This is a genomic window from Lapidilactobacillus wuchangensis, assembly GCF_003946645.1.
GTDB classification, from domain to species: Bacteria; Bacillota; Bacilli; order Lactobacillales; family Lactobacillaceae; genus Lapidilactobacillus; species Lapidilactobacillus wuchangensis.
This window is the reverse complement of record NZ_RHOU01000003.1, coordinates 96723-114617: the sequence shown is the minus strand read 5'-3', so window position 1 is coordinate 114617 and position 17895 is coordinate 96723. Positions and strand designations below refer to the sequence as shown.

19 protein-coding genes are annotated in these 17895 nt (G+C 42.4%); 15 read left to right on the top strand and 4 right to left on the bottom strand.

Going from position 1 to position 17895, the window contains the following annotated elements; all coding sequences use genetic code 11:
• Positions 1-85 precede the first annotated feature (85 nt).
• The gene (locus EKM82_RS04150; protein WP_125767055.1) at positions 86-613 is read left to right on the top strand and encodes a GNAT family N-acetyltransferase; all 528 of its coding nucleotides are present in this window, start codon (positions 86-88) and stop codon (positions 611-613) included.
• 71 nt (positions 614-684) lie between these two features.
• Here the strand turns inward: EKM82_RS04150 and EKM82_RS04145 are convergent, their stop codons facing one another.
• Positions 685-2103: an MFS transporter gene (locus EKM82_RS04145; protein ID WP_125767054.1), complete on the bottom strand. Its 1419-nt coding sequence runs from the start codon at positions 2101-2103 to the stop codon at positions 685-687.
• A 261-nt stretch (positions 2104-2364) separates the two neighbouring features.
• Between EKM82_RS04145 and EKM82_RS04140 the strand changes: the two genes are divergently transcribed.
• Positions 2365-3114 carry an alpha/beta hydrolase gene (locus tag EKM82_RS04140; protein ID WP_164508095.1) on the top strand — a complete coding sequence of 250 codons (750 nt, stop codon included), beginning with the start codon at positions 2365-2367 and terminating at the stop codon, positions 3112-3114.
• A gap of 68 nt (positions 3115-3182) precedes the next feature.
• Here EKM82_RS04140 and EKM82_RS04135 read toward each other — a convergent pair whose 3' ends face one another.
• A complete protein-coding gene (locus EKM82_RS04135; RefSeq protein ID WP_125767052.1) occupies positions 3183-4118 on the bottom strand; it encodes an NADP-dependent oxidoreductase in 936 nt (311 codons plus the stop codon).
• Positions 4119-4717: 599 nt separating this feature from the next.
• Here EKM82_RS04135 and EKM82_RS11300 point away from each other — a divergent pair.
• The 13 genes from EKM82_RS11300 (at position 4718) to EKM82_RS04075 (ending at position 15958) form a co-directional block, all read left to right on the top strand.
• Positions 4718-4879, top strand: a complete 162-nt coding sequence (locus tag EKM82_RS11300) for a hypothetical protein (protein WP_164508094.1) — start codon at positions 4718-4720, stop codon at positions 4877-4879.
• A gap of 332 nt (positions 4880-5211) precedes the next feature.
• Entirely contained in the window at positions 5212-5736 is a 525-nt protein-coding gene (locus tag EKM82_RS04130) for a YqeG family HAD IIIA-type phosphatase (RefSeq protein ID WP_125767051.1), read from the top strand.
• The gene (gene yqeH, locus EKM82_RS04125; RefSeq protein WP_125767050.1) at positions 5737-6858 is read left to right on the top strand and encodes a ribosome biogenesis GTPase YqeH; all 1122 of its coding nucleotides are present in this window, start codon (positions 5737-5739) and stop codon (positions 6856-6858) included. It abuts the gene before it with no gap.
• A 12-nt stretch (positions 6859-6870) separates the two neighbouring features.
• Positions 6871-7182, top strand: coding sequence for a ribosome assembly RNA-binding protein YhbY (gene yhbY / locus EKM82_RS04120; protein WP_125767049.1), 312 nt, complete (start codon positions 6871-6873; stop codon positions 7180-7182).
• Positions 7179-7811 carry a nicotinate-nucleotide adenylyltransferase gene (locus EKM82_RS04115; RefSeq protein WP_125767048.1) on the top strand — a complete coding sequence of 211 codons (633 nt, stop codon included), beginning with the start codon at positions 7179-7181 and terminating at the stop codon, positions 7809-7811. Before yhbY ends, EKM82_RS04115 begins: the two co-directional genes overlap by 4 nt.
• On the top strand, positions 7804-8421 hold the full coding sequence (gene yqeK, locus EKM82_RS04110; protein WP_125767047.1) for a bis(5'-nucleosyl)-tetraphosphatase (symmetrical) YqeK: 618 nt from the start codon (positions 7804-7806) through the stop codon (positions 8419-8421). The genes EKM82_RS04115 and yqeK overlap by 8 nt, the downstream gene beginning before the upstream one ends.
• Before the next feature lie 2 nt (positions 8422-8423).
• Complete coding sequence (gene rsfS / locus EKM82_RS04105; RefSeq protein WP_125767125.1) at positions 8424-8786, top strand: ribosome silencing factor; 363 nt, start codon at positions 8424-8426, stop codon at positions 8784-8786.
• A 489-nt stretch (positions 8787-9275) separates the two neighbouring features.
• Positions 9276-10025, top strand: a complete 750-nt coding sequence (locus tag EKM82_RS04100) for a class I SAM-dependent DNA methyltransferase (protein WP_125767046.1) — start codon at positions 9276-9278, stop codon at positions 10023-10025.
• Positions 10022-11191 carry a nucleotidyltransferase gene (locus tag EKM82_RS04095; RefSeq protein ID WP_225419656.1) on the top strand — a complete coding sequence of 390 codons (1170 nt, stop codon included), beginning with the start codon at positions 10022-10024 and terminating at the stop codon, positions 11189-11191. Before EKM82_RS04100 ends, EKM82_RS04095 begins: the two co-directional genes overlap by 4 nt.
• Positions 11188-11769, top strand: a complete 582-nt coding sequence (locus EKM82_RS04090) for a DUF177 domain-containing protein (RefSeq protein ID WP_125767045.1) — start codon at positions 11188-11190, stop codon at positions 11767-11769. The genes EKM82_RS04095 and EKM82_RS04090 overlap by 4 nt, the downstream gene beginning before the upstream one ends.
• Positions 11770-11867: 98 nt before the next feature.
• Positions 11868-13292: an NADP-dependent phosphogluconate dehydrogenase gene (gene gndA, locus EKM82_RS04085; RefSeq protein ID WP_125767044.1), complete on the top strand. Its 1425-nt coding sequence runs from the start codon at positions 11868-11870 to the stop codon at positions 13290-13292.
• A 371-nt stretch (positions 13293-13663) separates the two neighbouring features.
• Positions 13664-14368 carry a response regulator transcription factor gene (locus tag EKM82_RS04080; RefSeq protein WP_125767043.1) on the top strand — a complete coding sequence of 235 codons (705 nt, stop codon included), beginning with the start codon at positions 13664-13666 and terminating at the stop codon, positions 14366-14368.
• Between the two features lie 12 nt (positions 14369-14380).
• Complete coding sequence (locus EKM82_RS04075; protein ID WP_125767042.1) at positions 14381-15958, top strand: HAMP domain-containing sensor histidine kinase; 1578 nt, start codon at positions 14381-14383, stop codon at positions 15956-15958.
• Between the two features lie 189 nt (positions 15959-16147).
• Here the strand turns inward: EKM82_RS04075 and yidC are convergent, their stop codons facing one another.
• A complete protein-coding gene (gene yidC, locus EKM82_RS04070; RefSeq protein ID WP_125767041.1) occupies positions 16148-17125 on the bottom strand; it encodes a membrane protein insertase YidC in 978 nt (325 codons plus the stop codon).
• A gap of 178 nt (positions 17126-17303) precedes the next feature.
• Positions 17304-17582 (bottom strand): acylphosphatase, encoded by a 279-nt coding sequence (locus EKM82_RS04065; RefSeq protein ID WP_125767040.1) that lies wholly within the window; start codon positions 17580-17582, stop codon positions 17304-17306.
• Positions 17583-17895: the final 313 nt, after the last annotated feature.

The following is a 17895-nucleotide window of genomic DNA, read 5'->3' as shown; positions in this document are numbered from 1 at the left end:
AATCACTGCACTTTAGCTAAAGTGCAATGATTTCGGAATATTAGCAAGTTGATATTTCCGGTCGATTATTTTTAGGAGGTACGAAATGACAACACCTGTTTTAAAACAAGTTCAACTTGCTGATTTAACCACGCTACAGCAGATCAGCCGAGAAACTTTTGCTGATACATTTGGTAGTGAAAATTCGGCTAGTGATTTGGCGGAATATCTGGAGACTGCTTATAGCAATGAGCAATTAACTAGTGAGCTGGCCAATCCTGAATCGGCTTTTTACTTTGTCCAACTGGCAGATCAAGTGGCCGGCTATTTGAAAGTTAACTGGGGTCAAGCCCAATCAGAAAAATTAGGCGCAACTGGTTTTGAAATCGAACGCATTTATATTCGGCCGCAATTCAAGCGTCATGGCTTAGGTCGCTTGCTTTATCAGCATGCCGTGGACCAAGCCGAGCAAGCTGATAAAGAATTTATTTGGCTGGGTGTTTGGGAACGTAACTATCCAGCCCAAGCTTTTTATAAAAAGTTAGGGTTCTACCAAGTTGGTCAGCATACCTTTACTTTAGGCGAAGATCCCCAGACGGACTTATTGATGCGCCGCGATTTAAACAATCATTAAAGTCAAAAAATCAAAAAAAGTTTCTGAACCGCTTAATTGCTCGCGGTTCAGAAACTTTTTTTGTGCGTTCGTTAATCTTTTTCAGGTTGACTGGCCTGAGTATTTTTCAGACAAACGGCGAAGATAAAGCCGATCACGGCCACAACCAAGAAGGTTACGAAGACGGCGTGATAACCGGCTAAATCAGCGGCGACTTTGCCCAGCGTCTGGTGATGAGCGGTGCTAATGGCCAAGACCAGCGTTGCCGCAGCGACACCAGCAGAACCGAGAATCTGGCGGACGGTGGTAATGACGGCCGTTCCGTGTGAAATCAGTTGATCAGGCAGCGAATTCGCGCCTAACGTAACCGCCGGCATCATCACGAAGGCATTACCACCTTCAATTAACGCCGCAATTAAGATCATGGTGATTAGCGATTGCTGACCAGGGATGAAGACTAGTAGGGCCCAGCCCAGTACAATCATGCCCATGCCGATTAGCATGGTGGCTTTAAAGCCAATTTTATCAGCGAGATGCCCAGTCACTGGATTGAGAATACTTAAAACCACGGCGCCAGGAACTAAAGCCATTCCTGAAGCGAAGGGTGACAATCCCAGGACGGTTTGGTAATAAAGCGGGAAGATAATGGTGACCACAATCAAGGCAATGTAAGATGCCCCAGTTAGTAAAACAGCTAAATCATAGTTTAAGTTTTGGAGCACCCGTAAGTCTAATAGCGGATGAGCCACGTGGAATTGCCGCCAAACAAAGTAGACGACGGCCAGGATACTAGCAATCAGCAGTGCCGTCATGGCCGCCCAATTGACATTTTTAGTGCCGATTTGATTAACCACATATAGCATCCCGATAAAGCCGAGACTACCAAAAACAGATTGATAATCAAGCGGCGATTTCTTCTGAGGCATGACGTCTTTAATGGTCTTAAACGAGAGCAACAGAACCAAAGTGATAATGACCATAAAGACCACGAATAATCCTTGCCAAGTCGTGTACTTTAAAATAATGCCAGAAATAATCGGCCCAATCGCTAAGGCTGAACCCATTACTAAACCGGCAAAGCCCATGACTGCGCCTCGTTTTTCTTCCGGGGTGATCCGTAACATGACCGTTTGATAGGAAGGAAACATGATGCCAACTGCCATGGCTTCCATGACTCGGCCCAGCATCATTAAAGGAAAGTTCGGTGCCAAGAAAATGATCAGGGTGCCGATGTCGAAGAGCGCCAACATGCTGATAAATAAAGTTGGAAAGCGTAAATTATTTAACAACCAAGGACTGACGGGCATCATCACAACCATCACTAACATAAAACCAGTTGTTAACCATTGAATGGTCGAGGCTGGGACATTAAAGTATTTCATCAAAGTTGGATAGGCCGTTGATAGTGACGACTGACTAATTGACATGGTGAATGTGCCAGCCAGCAGGGTCCAAATAAAGGCCATCCGTTGGTAGGCTTTACCATGTAAATCTATTGCTTGTTTTGCCATAATAATCGACTCCCATTTAATATTTAATCTAATTATAAACTGACACCAAAAAATCAGAAATAATACGCTCGTTAAGATTATAGTTCTTAGGAGAACCTAATTCAATCTTTAGCTACTAAGAAAATAAGCTGACAAAAATAATGATTGCCATGATGGGTTTGATCTAAAATTAGTTTGAAGTAGATTAGCAGCCAATTTGACTGTGTTTTGTACAGGGCTGCTGCTAGTTATGCTATACTTACTGTGGATTGGAGTGATATGATGTCGATTGCCACATTTACCATACTCTCAACGAGTTTAAATAAACAAACTCAAGTTAAGATTCTTTTACCTAAAAAACGACTTGAAAAGCAACCAGTACTGTTCTTATTACATGGTTTATCAGATGATGCTTCAGCTTGGTTAACGATGAGTTCTTTAGCACGTTACGCCGAAGACTTGCCTTTTGCAATTGTTATGCCTGATGCTGGCCGTAGTTTCTATCATGATTTACCTGCAGGTGAGCGTTACTGGCAATATTTAACTACTGAATTGCCACAATTCTTGCGAACTTGGTTTAATTGGCCGCTGACACGGACAACGACTTTTGCCGCTGGTTTATCAATGGGTGGTTACGGTGCCCTTAAACTGGCCCTAACTTACCCTGAGCGCTACGGTGCTGCAGTCAGTTTGTCTGGCTGCTTGGATTTGAATCAATCGTGGTCAGAGGAGTCAGCTTTGTTGGATCATGTTTTTGGTAGTCAGGCTAAATTCCAGAACAGTTCAGCCAATTTACTAAATTTGTTGGCAAATCAAGAAGTTTCGCATTTGCCGTTATTACAATTTATTGGCACCAATGATTCTTTATTAGCCGATAATCGTAGTTTCCATACTTTTGGGCGGCAATATTTAGATAAACTTGATTATCGTGAACAAACGGGCACCCATAATTGGGAATTCTGGGATACGTATTTGCCAGTAGCTTTACAGTGGTTGAATCAACGTTATCAGCAGTTAAACCCCAGCAAATAGCAATTTGTTAAAAATAAAAGTCTTGCGACCAGGCTCTTTCGAGTAGGTCCAAGACTTTTTATTTAAACTTAGTCAGCCCAGGTCAAAACTTGCTTGCCAAAATGAGGCTTGGTTAAGCTGGCGTGAGCATCGCGGACATTGGCCAAAGTGGCTGGTCGAACTTGGTCAATGGCGATTTGTAAGCTTCGTTCGGCTAAATATTTAGTCCAAAATTCAAAGGTTTCATGATCAGTTGCCGCGCCGCGATAATGAATCGTAATTTTCTCAGCAGCAGGTGCAGTCAATTGAATATCATTGTCATTAAAACAAATCAGTTGACTCTTCGGCGCCAATAATTGGTTCGCTAAGCCATGATCATGACCACCAAGGAGCGTGTTGAAGACAACGGTTTGTTGGTGCTGCCAGCTAGTGTCGCTAGGGAGCTGATCATAGGCGAGAAAGTTTTGCACGCCTAATTCATGGGCGACTTTTTCGTGGCGATGATTAGCAATCCCCAGCACTTGTTGGTGATTATAGAGGGCGATTTGGGCCAGCAATGAGCCCACACCGCCAGTAACACCAATGATGGCAATTTGATCAGTCGGTTTAATGTTGGCAAAATGGTACCAAGCATTGTACGCTGCAATTCCTGTTGTTGGCAGACTAGCCGCAATTGGCACTGGCAGAGTTAGTGGCCGTCGCATAATTTTATTCGTACTGGCCGTCACATATTGACTATAACCACTTTTGGCCCGATGATTAATGACCCAATCACCGACCTGATAATCAGTGACACTAGGATCAACCGCCACAATTTGTCCCACTAAATCAGATCCTAAATAAAAAGGTGCGGTTAGCGGCTGGCCATTGCTAAATTGCCCTTGGCGCAAATAACCTTCATAAGGATTAATGGCGAAAGCCGCTACTTTGATCAATACTTGATTGGTTTTCGGCGTGGGGATGTCCCGTTCAAATTCTTGAATCACGTCGGGACCACCATAATTTGTAAATCCAAAACTCTTCATCAGACAACGATCCTTTCACTAGTGATTATTAATTAATGCTAGATTATCATAGTCTACTTTAATTATAGGCGACTAGTGCTAAAAAAACTGGTTTGAGTACTTTGACTGATGACTTGATTTGAAGCTTTGATATCAGTTAAAAACAGAATGGCGTTTGACCCTGTTCCGGGCTGCTTGGCGTGGAACGCTGCCGGCATTGATTTGAGCTTATTGCTTTGCAACAATCTCAAATACAAGCCTTGTTCTAAGTGGCAGAGCCACTAAGAACAATTTGGCGGCTGACGCCAAGATCCCTCCACGTCGTCTGGAGTTGAGATGGTGCGCTTTATTTTTGCCAGTAATCAAGGCAGTCATTGTAAGATTGCGGAACCACCTGAATAATCGAATGGAATTGAGCGCTGCTATTTAGAAAAGCAGATTGATATCAATTAATCATCCTGTTTGACAAGTTTTCGGTAATTGGATTGAGGACAATGTCAGACAGATTTTTGCCAGGTACTGTTCAGTTGTGTCGACAATCCAAATCAATCTGCACAGTCCTGCAACAATTGCCTTAACCACTAACAACAGGTAAACGCTCTAACTCAACTCCAGACGGAATGGAGGGCGTGGTTGTCAGCCGCCAAATTATACTTAGCGATTTATCGCTTAGTATAAGGCTCGTATTTGAAACAATTTGGTCTTTAATTGGTTCAAATCGATGCCGGCCGCGTTCCACAACCAGCAAGCCCGGAATGGAGTCAGAACCAGTTCTGTTTTAAGACCACACCTGGTTCGACTATTTGCAGTGCTGAAACGTGTTCGAAGCTGCAGCTGGCTATGATTAACTTAATTATTTGCTCGATCGGTTATCACCGCTCCTGCAAATATTTGAAATTGTACTACGCCAAAAAACCACCGCCCCCACACTCTAGATGAAACGTGTTCGGGATGCCAAATGGCTATGGTTAATTTAAATAATTGCTCGATCGGCTGTGCCGCTCAATCAATTATTTGAAATTACCCTACGCCAAAGGACCGGCATCCCTCACACTCTGCTTGTGGTTTACGGCACTGGGCTTTATAATGGAAAGAGATAAAAATGAGGTGAACTATGGCTTTCTTTAAACCAGATTGGTTGTTAACTAGTATTTATGCGTTACAGCCAGTTGACTTAAAACGTCATCAAATTAATACAATATTGACAGATTTGGATAATACTTTGATTGCTTGGCATGAGCCGCAATCTTCCAATCAGTTGCGGCAGTGGCTGGATTTAATGGCTCAGAGTCACATTCAAGTAATTGTTGTTTCCAATAATAATCAGCGTCGTGTGGCCCGAGCTGTGGCTGATTTGCAAATTCCTTTTATTCATAGCGCTAAGAAGCCATTACCTTTTGGCATTAAGCAGGCGTTGAAGAAATTCGACTTAAATCCACAGCAAACAATTATGGTTGGCGATCAGTTGTTGACTGATATTCAAGCTGGACATTTGGCTGGGGTGCGAACAGTTATGGTGAAGCCACTGGTTGAAACTGACAGTCGCATTACGCATTTTAGCCGCTTCATGGAAGGCATTATTATGAAACAATATTATCGTAAGAACCCAAATTTGCAATGGCAGGAGAAAATGAACTAAATGACGAATACGAATAACGAAGCACTTTACTGTATTGGCTGCGGTGCCAAATTGCAAAGTGATGATTCCCAGCAAGCTGGTTATATTCCTGCTGCTTCACTGAAGAAACAATTGGCTGACGATAATGCTGCTTTTTATTGCCAACGTTGTTTCCGGTTGCGGCACTATAACGAAATTGCTGACATTGCCATTGACGACGATGAATTTACCCGTTTGCTTAACGGCTTAGGTCGTAAAAAAGCCTTAATTGTCAATGTAGTTGATTTGTTTGATTTTGATGGCAGTGTAATTCCCGGTTTGCATCGGTATGTTGGTGAAAATCCCATTTTATTAGTTGGGAATAAGGCTGATTTATTGCCGAAGAGTGTCCATCGCTCGCGAGTGCGTAACTGGTTAGAGCAGCAGGCTGCCCAACAAGGACTACATCCAGTCGCGACAATCTTAACGAGTGCTAAGAAAAACTACCAATTAGATGAATTATTGGCCACAATTGAGAAATATCGTCAGCATCGAGATGTTTATGTGGTCGGCACAACGAATGTTGGTAAATCAACGTTAATTAATGCCATTATTAAAAGTACCGCCGGTGCTGGTGATTTAATTACGACCTCACAATTTCCGGGGACAACGCTGGACCAAATTCAGATTCCCTTAGCTGATGGTCAGAGTATCATCGACACGCCGGGGATCATCAATGGCACCCAAATGGCTCATTTTTTGGCGAAGGATGAATTGCATTACATTAGTCCCCAAACTGAAATTCGGCCCAAGGTATTTCAATTAACACCGCCACAAACACTTTTCTTAGGGGCTTTGGCGCGCTTAGATTATCTTTCTGGTAAGCGCAGTAGTTTAGTGGTTTACGTGGAGAACCAGCTGTTAGTACATCGCACAAAAACTGCCACGGCTGATGATTTCTATCAACGTCATGCCGGTGAGTTACTCACGCCACCAGCTGACCCGAAGAATTTGCCAGATTTTCGCCGGCATGAATTCCAGACCCATCAACCTCAAGATTTAGTTATTTCAGGTTTGGGCTGGATTCGCATACCAGCTAATAGTCACTATGCCTTGTATTTGCCAGCGGGTGTTGGTTATAGTTTACGGGCACCAATCGTTTAGGAGAGTTAATTCATGTTATCAAGTAAACAGAAGAAATTTTTGAAAAGTAAGGCCAATCGGTTGCGGCCCATGGCCCAAATCGGTAAAAATGGCGTTAATGAAGCCGTGATTGAAGATTTGAAACAAGCCTTGGCTACGCGCGAGTTGATCAAAGTCAGTTTGTTGCAAAACGCTGACGTGACAGTCACTGAAGTTGTTGACGCTTTAGCAGAGTTACCGAAAATTGAAGTGATTCAGCATTTAGGCCGCGTAATTACGATTTATCGGCCAAATAATAAAGAGAAATATCAACGACTTTCAACCGAAGTGAACAAAATTAAATGAACCAACAAAAAATTTTAACGCCAGAACCAAAGGTAAAAGTGGCAACGCATCCTTTGACGCGCCACGCTGTTGGCATTGTCGGCGGTACTTTTAATCCAGTTCATCTGGGGCATTTGGTCATGGCTGACCAAGTCATGTGTCAGCTAAAATTGGAACGGATTTTATTTATTCCTGATGCTGAGCCGCCGCATGTTGATCACAAAGAGACCATTGCTGCCAAAGATCGAGTTGCGATGTTGGAGTTGGCAATTGCGAATCATCCTGGCTTTGAACTAGATTTATTAGAAATTGCCCGTGGTGGTAAGAGTTACACCTACGACACGATTGTCGAATTGAAGAAACGTCATCCAATGAATGATTATTATTTGATTCTCGGTGCGGACATGATCAATTATTTGAAAAAGTGGCACCGAATTAACGATTTAGCCAAATTAGTAACTTTTGTTGGCGTGAAACGTCCTGGCTATCCTGCACAGTCACAATATCCCGTGATTTGGGTAGATGCGCCGGAGTTAGCAATTAGCTCAACAAGGATTCGCGGTTTGGTCAAGAATCATTGTTCAATTCGTTATTTAGTGCCAGCAGCGGTCGAGAAATACATTGCTGAAAAGGGGCTTTATCATGACTGAGTATGCTGAATCAAGTGAATTTAGACAATTAGTACCAATGTCGCATCAAGAATTAGTGGCCAAGTTACGGGCCCAGCTAAGCGATTATCGCTTTAACCATTGCTTGCGCGTTGAACAAACGGCAATGACGATTGCTGAAGCTAATCATGCTGATGTGGTTCGCGCTGGGATTGCTGGACTTTTGCACGATTATGCGAAAGAAAAAAGTGATCAAGATTTTAAAAATATGATTGCTCAGCAGCACTTACCAGCAGAATTATTAGACTATGGCAATGGTGTTTGGCACGGCTTAGTCGGTCAATACTTTATTAAAGCTGAGTTAGGCATTACCGACCCGGCGATTTTAACCAGTATTGCGCACCACACTGCTGGCAGTGCCCAAATGTCAGTTTTGGACAAAATAGTTTTTGTAGCTGATTATGTTGAGCCTGGTCGCGACTTTCCTAAGGTTGACGTTGCACGGCAGGCTTTGGCAACTAGTCTTGACGCAGCTGTCTCAGTTGAATTGCGCCAAGTGATCGAACATTTGGTGAGTCGACAACAGAAGATTTATCCAGTCATGCTTGACGCTTATAATGTTTATGGAATTAAACAGGAGGAACAACATTAGTGATCAATAGTGAAGAAATTTTAAAAGCAGTCGTTAAAGCGGCTGATGACAAACGGGCCGAACAAATCGTGGCCTTAGATATGCGGAAAGTGAGTTTATTAGCTGACTATTTCGTGGTAATGCATGCTGGCTCTGAACGCCAGGTTGAAGCCATTAAAGAAGCAATCGTCGATCGGGTCAATCAATTAGGCAATATTGAAAACCGCGTCGAAGGTGGCAAGGATTCACAATGGGTCTTGATCGACTTTAAAGATGTGGTTGTCCATATTTTTGTTGAAGAGACTCGTCATTTCTATAATTTAGAAAAATTATGGGCCGATGCACCAGAAGTTAATTTAAGTGAATGGGTTACTGAAGAAAAGTAAAGCCGATTGCTTGCTAATAGGTAATAGCTGTTGAATAACTTACTGAATTTAGCTAGGTTGCACTTTAATTTAAAACAATAGGGGCCTAGATTAAACTAACAGAATTAAGTATGACTAATTAGCAGGCAGACTGGCATATAATAATCAGGTCTGATTGACAAGCTATCTAGCTAAACTAGAAATTGTCAATCAGACTTTTTTGTTTATTATTCAAAGATGGCAACACTTAAAATTTAGCTAAAAGTTCTCGCGATAATTGTCTTAAGCTCTAATAATAATCTAGTTAGACGCGATTCTGTTTAATCGCTTTCATCAGTATTTTTTGATTTGCTTTCAGACGACTCCTTGTCAGATTAATCGTCGCAGCCTGAATTGCTAGAACGAGCTTGAACAATCGTGATAACTCCATTAGAATAAAAGCACAATAGTAAATCCAACTGGCGGTGAAGAATGCTGCTCACCGCGTTGTTGGTCGAACGAGGAGAATAAATGTATCAAACATTTGCCTATTATTATGATCAATTAATGGATAAAGATCTTTACCAACAATGGCTTGATTTCACTAATCAGCAGTTTGGTTCGCTAAAGCAGCAACAGGTCCTGGATTTGGCCTGTGGTACTGGCGATTTGGCGTTATTATATGCGCAGCAAGGTGCCGATGTTTTTGGCGTCGATCTCTCTTTAGAGATGCTTACTTTAGCTGCTGATCGTTTAAACAAAGCTAACGCTGATGCAACGTTAATGCAGGGGGATTTTCGACAATTAACTGACTTGGAATTACCACAGCTTGATTTGGTGACTTGCTATGATGATTCTTTGTGCTATCTAACGAATTTGGCTGATTTGCAGACGACCTTTGAGCAAGTGCGTCAATCATTAAAGCCGGGTGGCACCTTCTTATTTGATATGCATTCCCTTTATCAGGTCAATGAAGTTTTTCCAGGTTATATGTATAATTATCATGAAGAGGATTGGGCATTTATGTGGTCGAGTTTCGCCGATGATCCTAGCAACAGTGTGCTTCATGACCTGACTTTCTTTGTTTGGCGTGATGATTTAGGTGGCTATGATGCCTTGAATGAAATTCATCATGAGCGGACTTATCCCATTATTAAAGTTAAACAGGCCTTGGCTGCCAGTGGCTTTACGGAAATTGAAACTTTCGGTGGTTTTGCCGGTGAGGCGATTACCCCAACGACTGAACGGTGGTTTTTCAAGGCTAAGGCCCCGCAAGCATGATGCAAGCCTGTGGGATTATTGCTGAGTATAATCCATTTCACCGCGGACATCAGTATCAACTGCAACAAGCACGGGAAAAGTCTCAGGCTGATTGTTTAATTGTCGTGATGTCCGGAAATTTCGTGCAACGTGGCGAGCCGGCGATTGTTGACAAATGGCAACGTGTCAAGCAGGCCTTGACTTACGGGGCGGACTTGGTGATTGAATTGCCCTTTGCATTGGCTTGTCAGCCAGCTGATTTATTTGCCCAAGGATCCTTGGCAATTTTAGCAGCATTGCAGTGTCAGTCCTTGGCTTTTGGAACTGAGGATGCTAACTTTGATTATCAACAGTTTGTCCAGAAGTTATTACCACAATTAGATCAGCAACAATTTACGGTCGACTATCAAAAGACCTACGCTACCCAATGGAATGATTTTCTAACGACCGTCATGGGTGAGCGGGTGACCGCGCCTAATCAGCTTTTGGCCTTAAGTTATGCGCTTGCTAATGCACATTTGGCAACACCTTTAAAGTTATTGCCAATTCAACGCCAAGGTGCTGATCATGATCAATTGCAAGTTGATTCAGCAGCAACCTCTGCCAGTGCTTCAGCCATTCGCCAATTACTACTACAACAGTCACCGACAGAGATTCAACCGTTTATTCCGTACCCAGTGGCGGAGCTACAACCGCCATATGTTGAGATGGCGCAGCTGTGGCCTTACTTACATTTTCGCTTGAACACCACTTGGCCTACTGAGTTGGCTAGTGTTTATCAAATGTCTGAAGGTTTAGAATATCGGTTTAGTGAACAAAATCAGGTCAGTACAAGTTGGGCGGATTTTCTGCAACGCGTTAAATCAAAGCGTTATACTTATGCACGTCTGCGGCGACTGGCGTTATATACGGCTTTAAATATTACGGTAGCAGATATTGTCCAAGCCCAGTCATTTGGACCACAATTGCGGGTGCTAGGCTTTAATCAGGTCGGTCAAGCATATTTACACCAACAGCGGTCGCAATTGCCAGTGCCATTACTGACTAAAGTTGATGCAAAGACTGGTGCGGCCAAGGGTCAGTTAGGTTTGCAAGTCCGAGTGGATCGTTTTTATCAGCAGTTGTCAGGTCGCGAACAGAACTTTACGCGCCGGGTTATCATGACGAATAAGGAGTTTAAAAAATGAAATTAGTTTTTCCAGTTGAACAATTACAAAAGTCCAATCGCCAAGCAATTAAGATTGAGACTAAAATGAATCTATTAACAGCCTTGCAGCAGCGTTCAAGTGATATTTTGGATGCCAGTGAGTTTACAATTACTGGGACGTTAGGCAGTGGCGATTTAGGCTGGCGGAGTCGTCTCCATGTGGTTGGCTCATTGGTGGTGCCTTCAACCAGAAGCTTACTACCAGTTGATTTACCGATTGATTTAGAAATTGACGAACAGTACGTGCTTGAAGATCCGGCTCCTCAGGATGACGAAGACGATGAAGCTGGCAGTGACGATTTATTGATTGTCATTGAGAATAATCAAGTTGATTTGTTAGCGGCGATTGAGGACCACATCTTGTTAGCAATACCAACGCAAATTTTCACGCCTGAAGAAGCAGCTGATGATGAGATGCCAACTGGCCAAGGCTGGGAAGTGATCAGTGAACAGACTTATGCTGCTAATGCAGCTGAACGGGAAGAACAACCTAATCCCGAATTTGCTAAGTTGAAGGCACTTTTGCCTGACCAAGACGATGATTCGCAAACAAAGTAACAATTATTTCATTATTTGAGCATTAAAAAACGATTTTACTTTAAAAAAGGGTCGTTTTTTGCTAGGATAAAGGTATTAATAAATGGAGGCAATGATTCATGGATAAACCACAAATTGGCGTTATCGGCATGGCCGTAATGGGTAAGAACTTAGCCCTAAACATTGAAAGCCGCGGTTATACTGTTGCAATTTACAACCGGACTGGTAGTAAAACAAAGGCAGTTGCGACTGAGCATGCTGACAAGAAATTAGTTCCAAGTTACACTGTTGAAGATTTTGTTGCTTCACTAGAGAAACCACGGCGGATTTTGATGATGGTCAAAGCCGGTGCTGGTACTGATGCTGTTATTAAAGAATTATTACCATTACTCGACAAGGGTGATGTCTTAATCGATGGCGGGAACACCTTCTTTAAAGATACCATGCGGCGGAATGCTGAACTAGACAAGTCTGGCATTAACTTTATTGGCATGGGTGTTTCTGGTGGTGAATTAGGTGCCTTACAAGGTCCATCATTAATGCCAGGCGGCCAGAAGGAAGCTTACGACCTCGTTGCCCCAGTTTTGGAACAAATTGCGGCTAAAGCTGAAGACGGCGCACCATGTGTTACTTATATCGGCGAAAATGGTGCTGGTCACTACGTTAAGATGGTCCATAACGGGATCGAATATGGTGACATGGAATTAATCGCGGAAAGTTACAATCTTTTACGTCAGGTTCTTGGTTTATCAGTTGATGAAATTGCTGACATTTTCAAAGATTGGGATCAAGGCGAGTTGAAGAGCTACTTGATCGAAATTACGGCGGAAATTTTAACTCGTAAAGACGATCTTGGCAGTGGCAAGCCAATTGTTGATGTTATCTTAGACGAAGCTGGCAATAAAGGAACGGGTAAGTGGAGTTCACAAGATGCCCTTGAAATCGGCATGCCCCAATCATTGATCACTGAAGCCGTTTATGCTCGTTACATTTCTGCTTTGAAACCAGAGCGGATGGAAGCAAGCAAGGTTTTAAGTGGTCCTAAACCAGTTGAAATTTCTGCAGCTGACCGCAAAGAAATCATCGAAAAAATTCGTCAAGCTTTATACTTCAGCAAGATCATGAGTTATGCTCAAGGTTTCGAACAAATGAAGATGGCTGCTGACCATTATGGTTGGGAATTAGATTTCAGTAAGATTGCCCCAATTTGGCGGGCCGGCTGTATCATTCGCGCTCAATTCTTACAAGAAATTACCAGTGCTTATGAGAAGGATCCTAAGTTGCAAAACTTATTATTGAATCCATACTTCACTGATATTGCGATTAAGTATCAAGACGCGGTTCGTGACGTTGTTGCTTTGGCAGTTAAGAATGGTGTGCCAACACCAGTCTTCAGCTCAGCAATCAATTATTATGACTCATACCGTGCTCAAGTCTTACCAGCAAATATTATCCAAGCGCAACGTGATTACTTCGGTGCTCATACCTACAAACGGAATGACCGCGAAGGCATTTACCATTACACTTGGTATACTGAGCAATAAAAAAAACAATGAACAAAATTGAAGCTTATCCCACGTTTAGAGCCATTTCTAAACTTCGGGATAAGCTTTTTTTGTGTAATCTTCATTAGCATTGTGGTATTTATTGTGGGACGTGGAGTCTTGTACCACAAATTTAATTAAAACGATGATATTTAGTTTGGAGACATGACAATATCAGATCGGTCGAGGTTAACAGAAAATAAAAATCTGCCAGTTCGGTCAATAATGGTTCAGGCAACTTCTAAAACGAGGTTGACATTTTGATGAGATTCTAATATATTAGAAGAATATGAGAATTTCTCCTGACTGTTTTTTGAAACAGTGGCTAAATTATGCCGGAGCAGCGCGTAACTTAGCAAATACTACTGGGGGTGTCTAAATTAGACGCGAGTAAAAAGATTTTAATTATTGAAGATGAGAAAAATTTAGCCCGATTTTTAGACTTAGAATTATCTCATGAAGGATATGAAACCACGGTCGAGGGCAATGGCCGGGCAGGGTTAGATTTAGCATTGGCTCAAGATTGGGATGTCATTTTATTAGACTTGATGTTACCAGATTTGAACGGCTTTGAAGTTTGTCGGCGAGTTCGTAAAGAAAAGTCAACACCGATCATTATGGTCACCGCAAAAGATTCAGTGCTTGACAGGGTTGCCGGCTTGGATGACGGGGCTGATGATTATTTAGTGAAGCCATTTGCGATTGAAGAATTGTTGGCTCGTTTACGAGCTTTAATTCGGCGCTCAGATATGGAACGTCAATCACGGGCAGCTCACCAAAAGCAAATTGTTTTCCGTGATTTAATTATTGAACCACAAACACGGACGGTTATTCGCGGCAGTGAAATCATCCAATTATCAAAGCGTGAGTCATCATTATTATTGATCTTGGTGGAAAACGCCAATACCGTTGTGCCTCGTGACGAGCTATTACGGCAAGTTTGGGGTTACAATGAACAAGTCGCGACTAACGTGGTTGATGTTTATGTGCGTTACTTGCGGAACAAAATTGATCGGCCTAATCGGCGCAGTTATATTCAAACTGTCCGTGGTACTGGGTATGTCATGCATTCTTAAGGGTGTGCCACAATGACGAAAAAAACAACTGCAACTAAAAAGAAAAGTTTACGTTTAACATTACGGGTAAAATGGTCCGCCGCTGTTGGTCTGACCATTTTTTTTACTTTTGTTATTTTCGCAAGCATTATTTATGCGACCTTTAATAACAATTTATTAGCCCAAGAAAAGAAAACTACTGCTGAAACGGCTAAATTGGTGGTTGATCGCTTAGGCAACGTCAAGCAAAACCTGACGATTGCCAAAGTGGTACCGTTAATGACGCCGGAATATTATCAAAGTGATAATCAGCTCGACAGCAGTGATTCGCAAAATAATTCGGATCCCTTCTATCAGGATTCGGTTTTTAATCAATTGTCGCGCTCCGATTTGTCAGTTAGTATTTATAATCGTCAGTTGGAACAAGTTTTCACATCAAGAGATACCACGGTTAAATTCAAGCCGGTTTCTAGTCAGACTCAGAAAATCGTTCAAGAAAATGGCCGTCGGGTCGTGGTAACCACGATGCCAGTTTACGAACAGCCAAACTATCGACTGACTGGTTATGTGATTGTCGTCAATCGGATGGACAGTCTTTATCGTTCAACTCAGCAATTACGTTGGCAAATGACGTTGTTGATTGTGGTGGCCGTTTTATTTAGTGGCTTTATTGGTTACCTAATTGTTCATCGCTTATTGAAACGAATTAATTTGATTGCGGACACGATTCATAAAATTGATCAATCGCCCGAATCGACAGCGCGGATTCCCCAACTTTCAGGTAATGATGAAATTAGTGATTTGGCCCGTCAGTTTAATGGCATGTTGGATCAAATTCAACAGTATATTGAGCAGCAGAAACAGTTTGTTGGTGATGTTTCTCATGAGTTACGAACACCGATTGCCGTCATTCAAGGGCATTTACAATTGCTGAATCGCTGGGGCAAGGATGATCCTGAAGTGTTGTCGGAATCTTTAGCAGCGGCGACCCAGGAAACGGCGCGAATGAATAATTTAATTGAGGAAATGTTGCAATTAACCCGAGCTGAACAAGTTGAAATTAAAACAGTGCATGATCAAACTAATGTTCAGGCGGTAATTTCTCAATGTGTCGACAATATTCAAATGTTACATCAAGACTTTACGATTCAAACCGATGTTGAGTTAGCACCGCAAACTTTTGTGCGAATGAATCGCAATCATTTAGAACAGATTATTATTATTTTGTTGGATAATGCGGTCAAGTACTCGGCCAGCCGCAAGGAAGTCTTGCTAAGTGCCGACAGTGATCAGCAACACGTGAACATTGTGGTCCAGGACTTTGGTTTGGGTATTTCCGCTAAAGACCAACAACGCATTTTTGACCGCTTCTATCGGGTCGATAAGGCCCGCTCTCGAGAACGTGGTGGTAATGGTTTAGGACTTTCAATTGCGTTTCGGCTAGTTAAGGCCTATGGTGGGACTTTATCAGTCGAGAGTGTGGTCGATTCGGGCTCACAATTCAAAGTCAGCCTGCCGCGAGATAATGGGCCGGTGTTACCGGAGAACCAGCCTCAAGCCAATAACTCGCTTGATGAAGACTTACCGAGTGGCGTCACGCGCCTGCATTAGCCAATTTTAAAGCATAAAAATAGAGTGTGACAAAAGGCGGTTAACCGGAACCCGGCTGCCCTTTGAGAACACGTTTCAGCGGCTAATGTTTGTTTTATTTTTGAAGAAAAGTCCTATGTCACAGCCTGATATAAAAAATCCTCGCTATCTTAATGATAGCGGGGATTTTTATTAGTTGCTGATTAAATGTTATTTGGGCCGGCGTTGTTGCTTACCGGCGTTACGTGAACGATTACTTTGTTGTGTTGCCTGACTTTCAACGCCTTTAACACTACCGTTATTATTAGCAGTAGTTGTAGATGATTGAGTCATTTTGGCTAACATTTCTTCGTCGATCACGGTAACAATCGGTGTTTCTTTCAGTTCGCGGTCAACATCAACCTTGATCTTCGGCATAATCACATAAGTGGTAATTACTTGTTGAACCAAGGCCATCAACCCACTTGCCAAGAAGTAAAGGGCGAGGGCAGCTGGTGCGACTAAACTGATAAATAATGTCATCCCGGGACCAACAACCATCATGGTCATCATTTGTTTCCGTTGTTCTGGCGGAATGCCCACCATTGATAACACAGATTGGCCCACGTAGAACAAGGTGGCAATAATGGCAATCACAATACTTGGTTTGCCTAAAGGAATTCCGAAGAATGCTTGTTTAGCAATTTGTGGTGAGTACTGAACTGCTTGATACAAACCAGCAAAAATTGGTAATTGGAGTAGTAGTGGTAAACAGCCAATGCCGCCGGTCATGCTTAAATTATTCTTCTTGTAAACATCCATCGTCATCTGACTCAATTGTGCGGCTTGGGCAGCTGGTGCGTTAGCCCGAGCTTTTTGAATCATATCGATTTGGGGCTTAACAGCCTTCATCTTTTCAGTTTGGCGCGTTGATTTTTGAGTTTGATGAAGCATCAATGGTAATAAAATCAAACGGACAATCAAGGTGATGAAAATGACACCCCAGCCAAACCCGTTTGAGCCGCCAACTAATTGACCAAACCAGACAATTAATTTTTGAATAGGAATAGCTAAGTATTTATAAATTGATCCATAGAAGAATCCAGTTGGAACTTTAGGATTTTGATATTGGTTGGCACAACCACTGAGCACCAACATCATGACCGCTGCTAACCCTAGAAGCAAAAGTATTTTCTTTTTATTACGCATTTGCTGCAAAAACTCCTTCATTATTGTTTCTTAAAATTTGCATCAGCTGACTTGAATCTGATACCGGTTCTAAAAAGTATTCACAGAAAACACTATACCTAATCTGGGTCCTGATTTCTAGTCTTTATCAAAAAAGACCGCGACTGAAAGGCAATAATCAGTCTGCGGTCTGAGAAAATTAACCAGTTACTCGAAACTTGCCCAGGGCGGGGGCAGCAGGAATTGTTTTTTCATCCAATTGATCGACCCGACCACTAGGGGTAGGCGAAGCTTTAACGGCGGCAATAAACTCGGTTAAATTGGCTTCTTCGCCACTTGCTTCAATATAAACAGAACCATCATCATTATTGGCCACTTCACCAACGATTTGTAACTGATCGGCAACCATTTTAGTCATCCAACGAAAGCCCACGCCTTGAACGCGGCCATGAACAGTTAACGCAACACCACGACGCATCGTCATCACCTCTAATGTTAGTATAATGAAGCAATTTGCACTGGTCAATTGAAAAGAGCAGGGCGTAGCTTGAAATTGGCGACGCTCCCCAGTTGATAGCGGCAGTGGCCCGATGATTTAAAGGGTGCGGCATGCCGTGGTCGTCAATTTAAGCTTATTGATGGCATAAATCTGAAACAGAATGGTGTCTGATTCAATTTTATTTAAATCAGGGGTGGCCTTTTACTCATTATCACCAAATATTTCTTAAAATTTAGTCAAAGCAATAATCTGGGACTTGTTTTTGACTTACTTTTTGTGTACACTTAGGAAA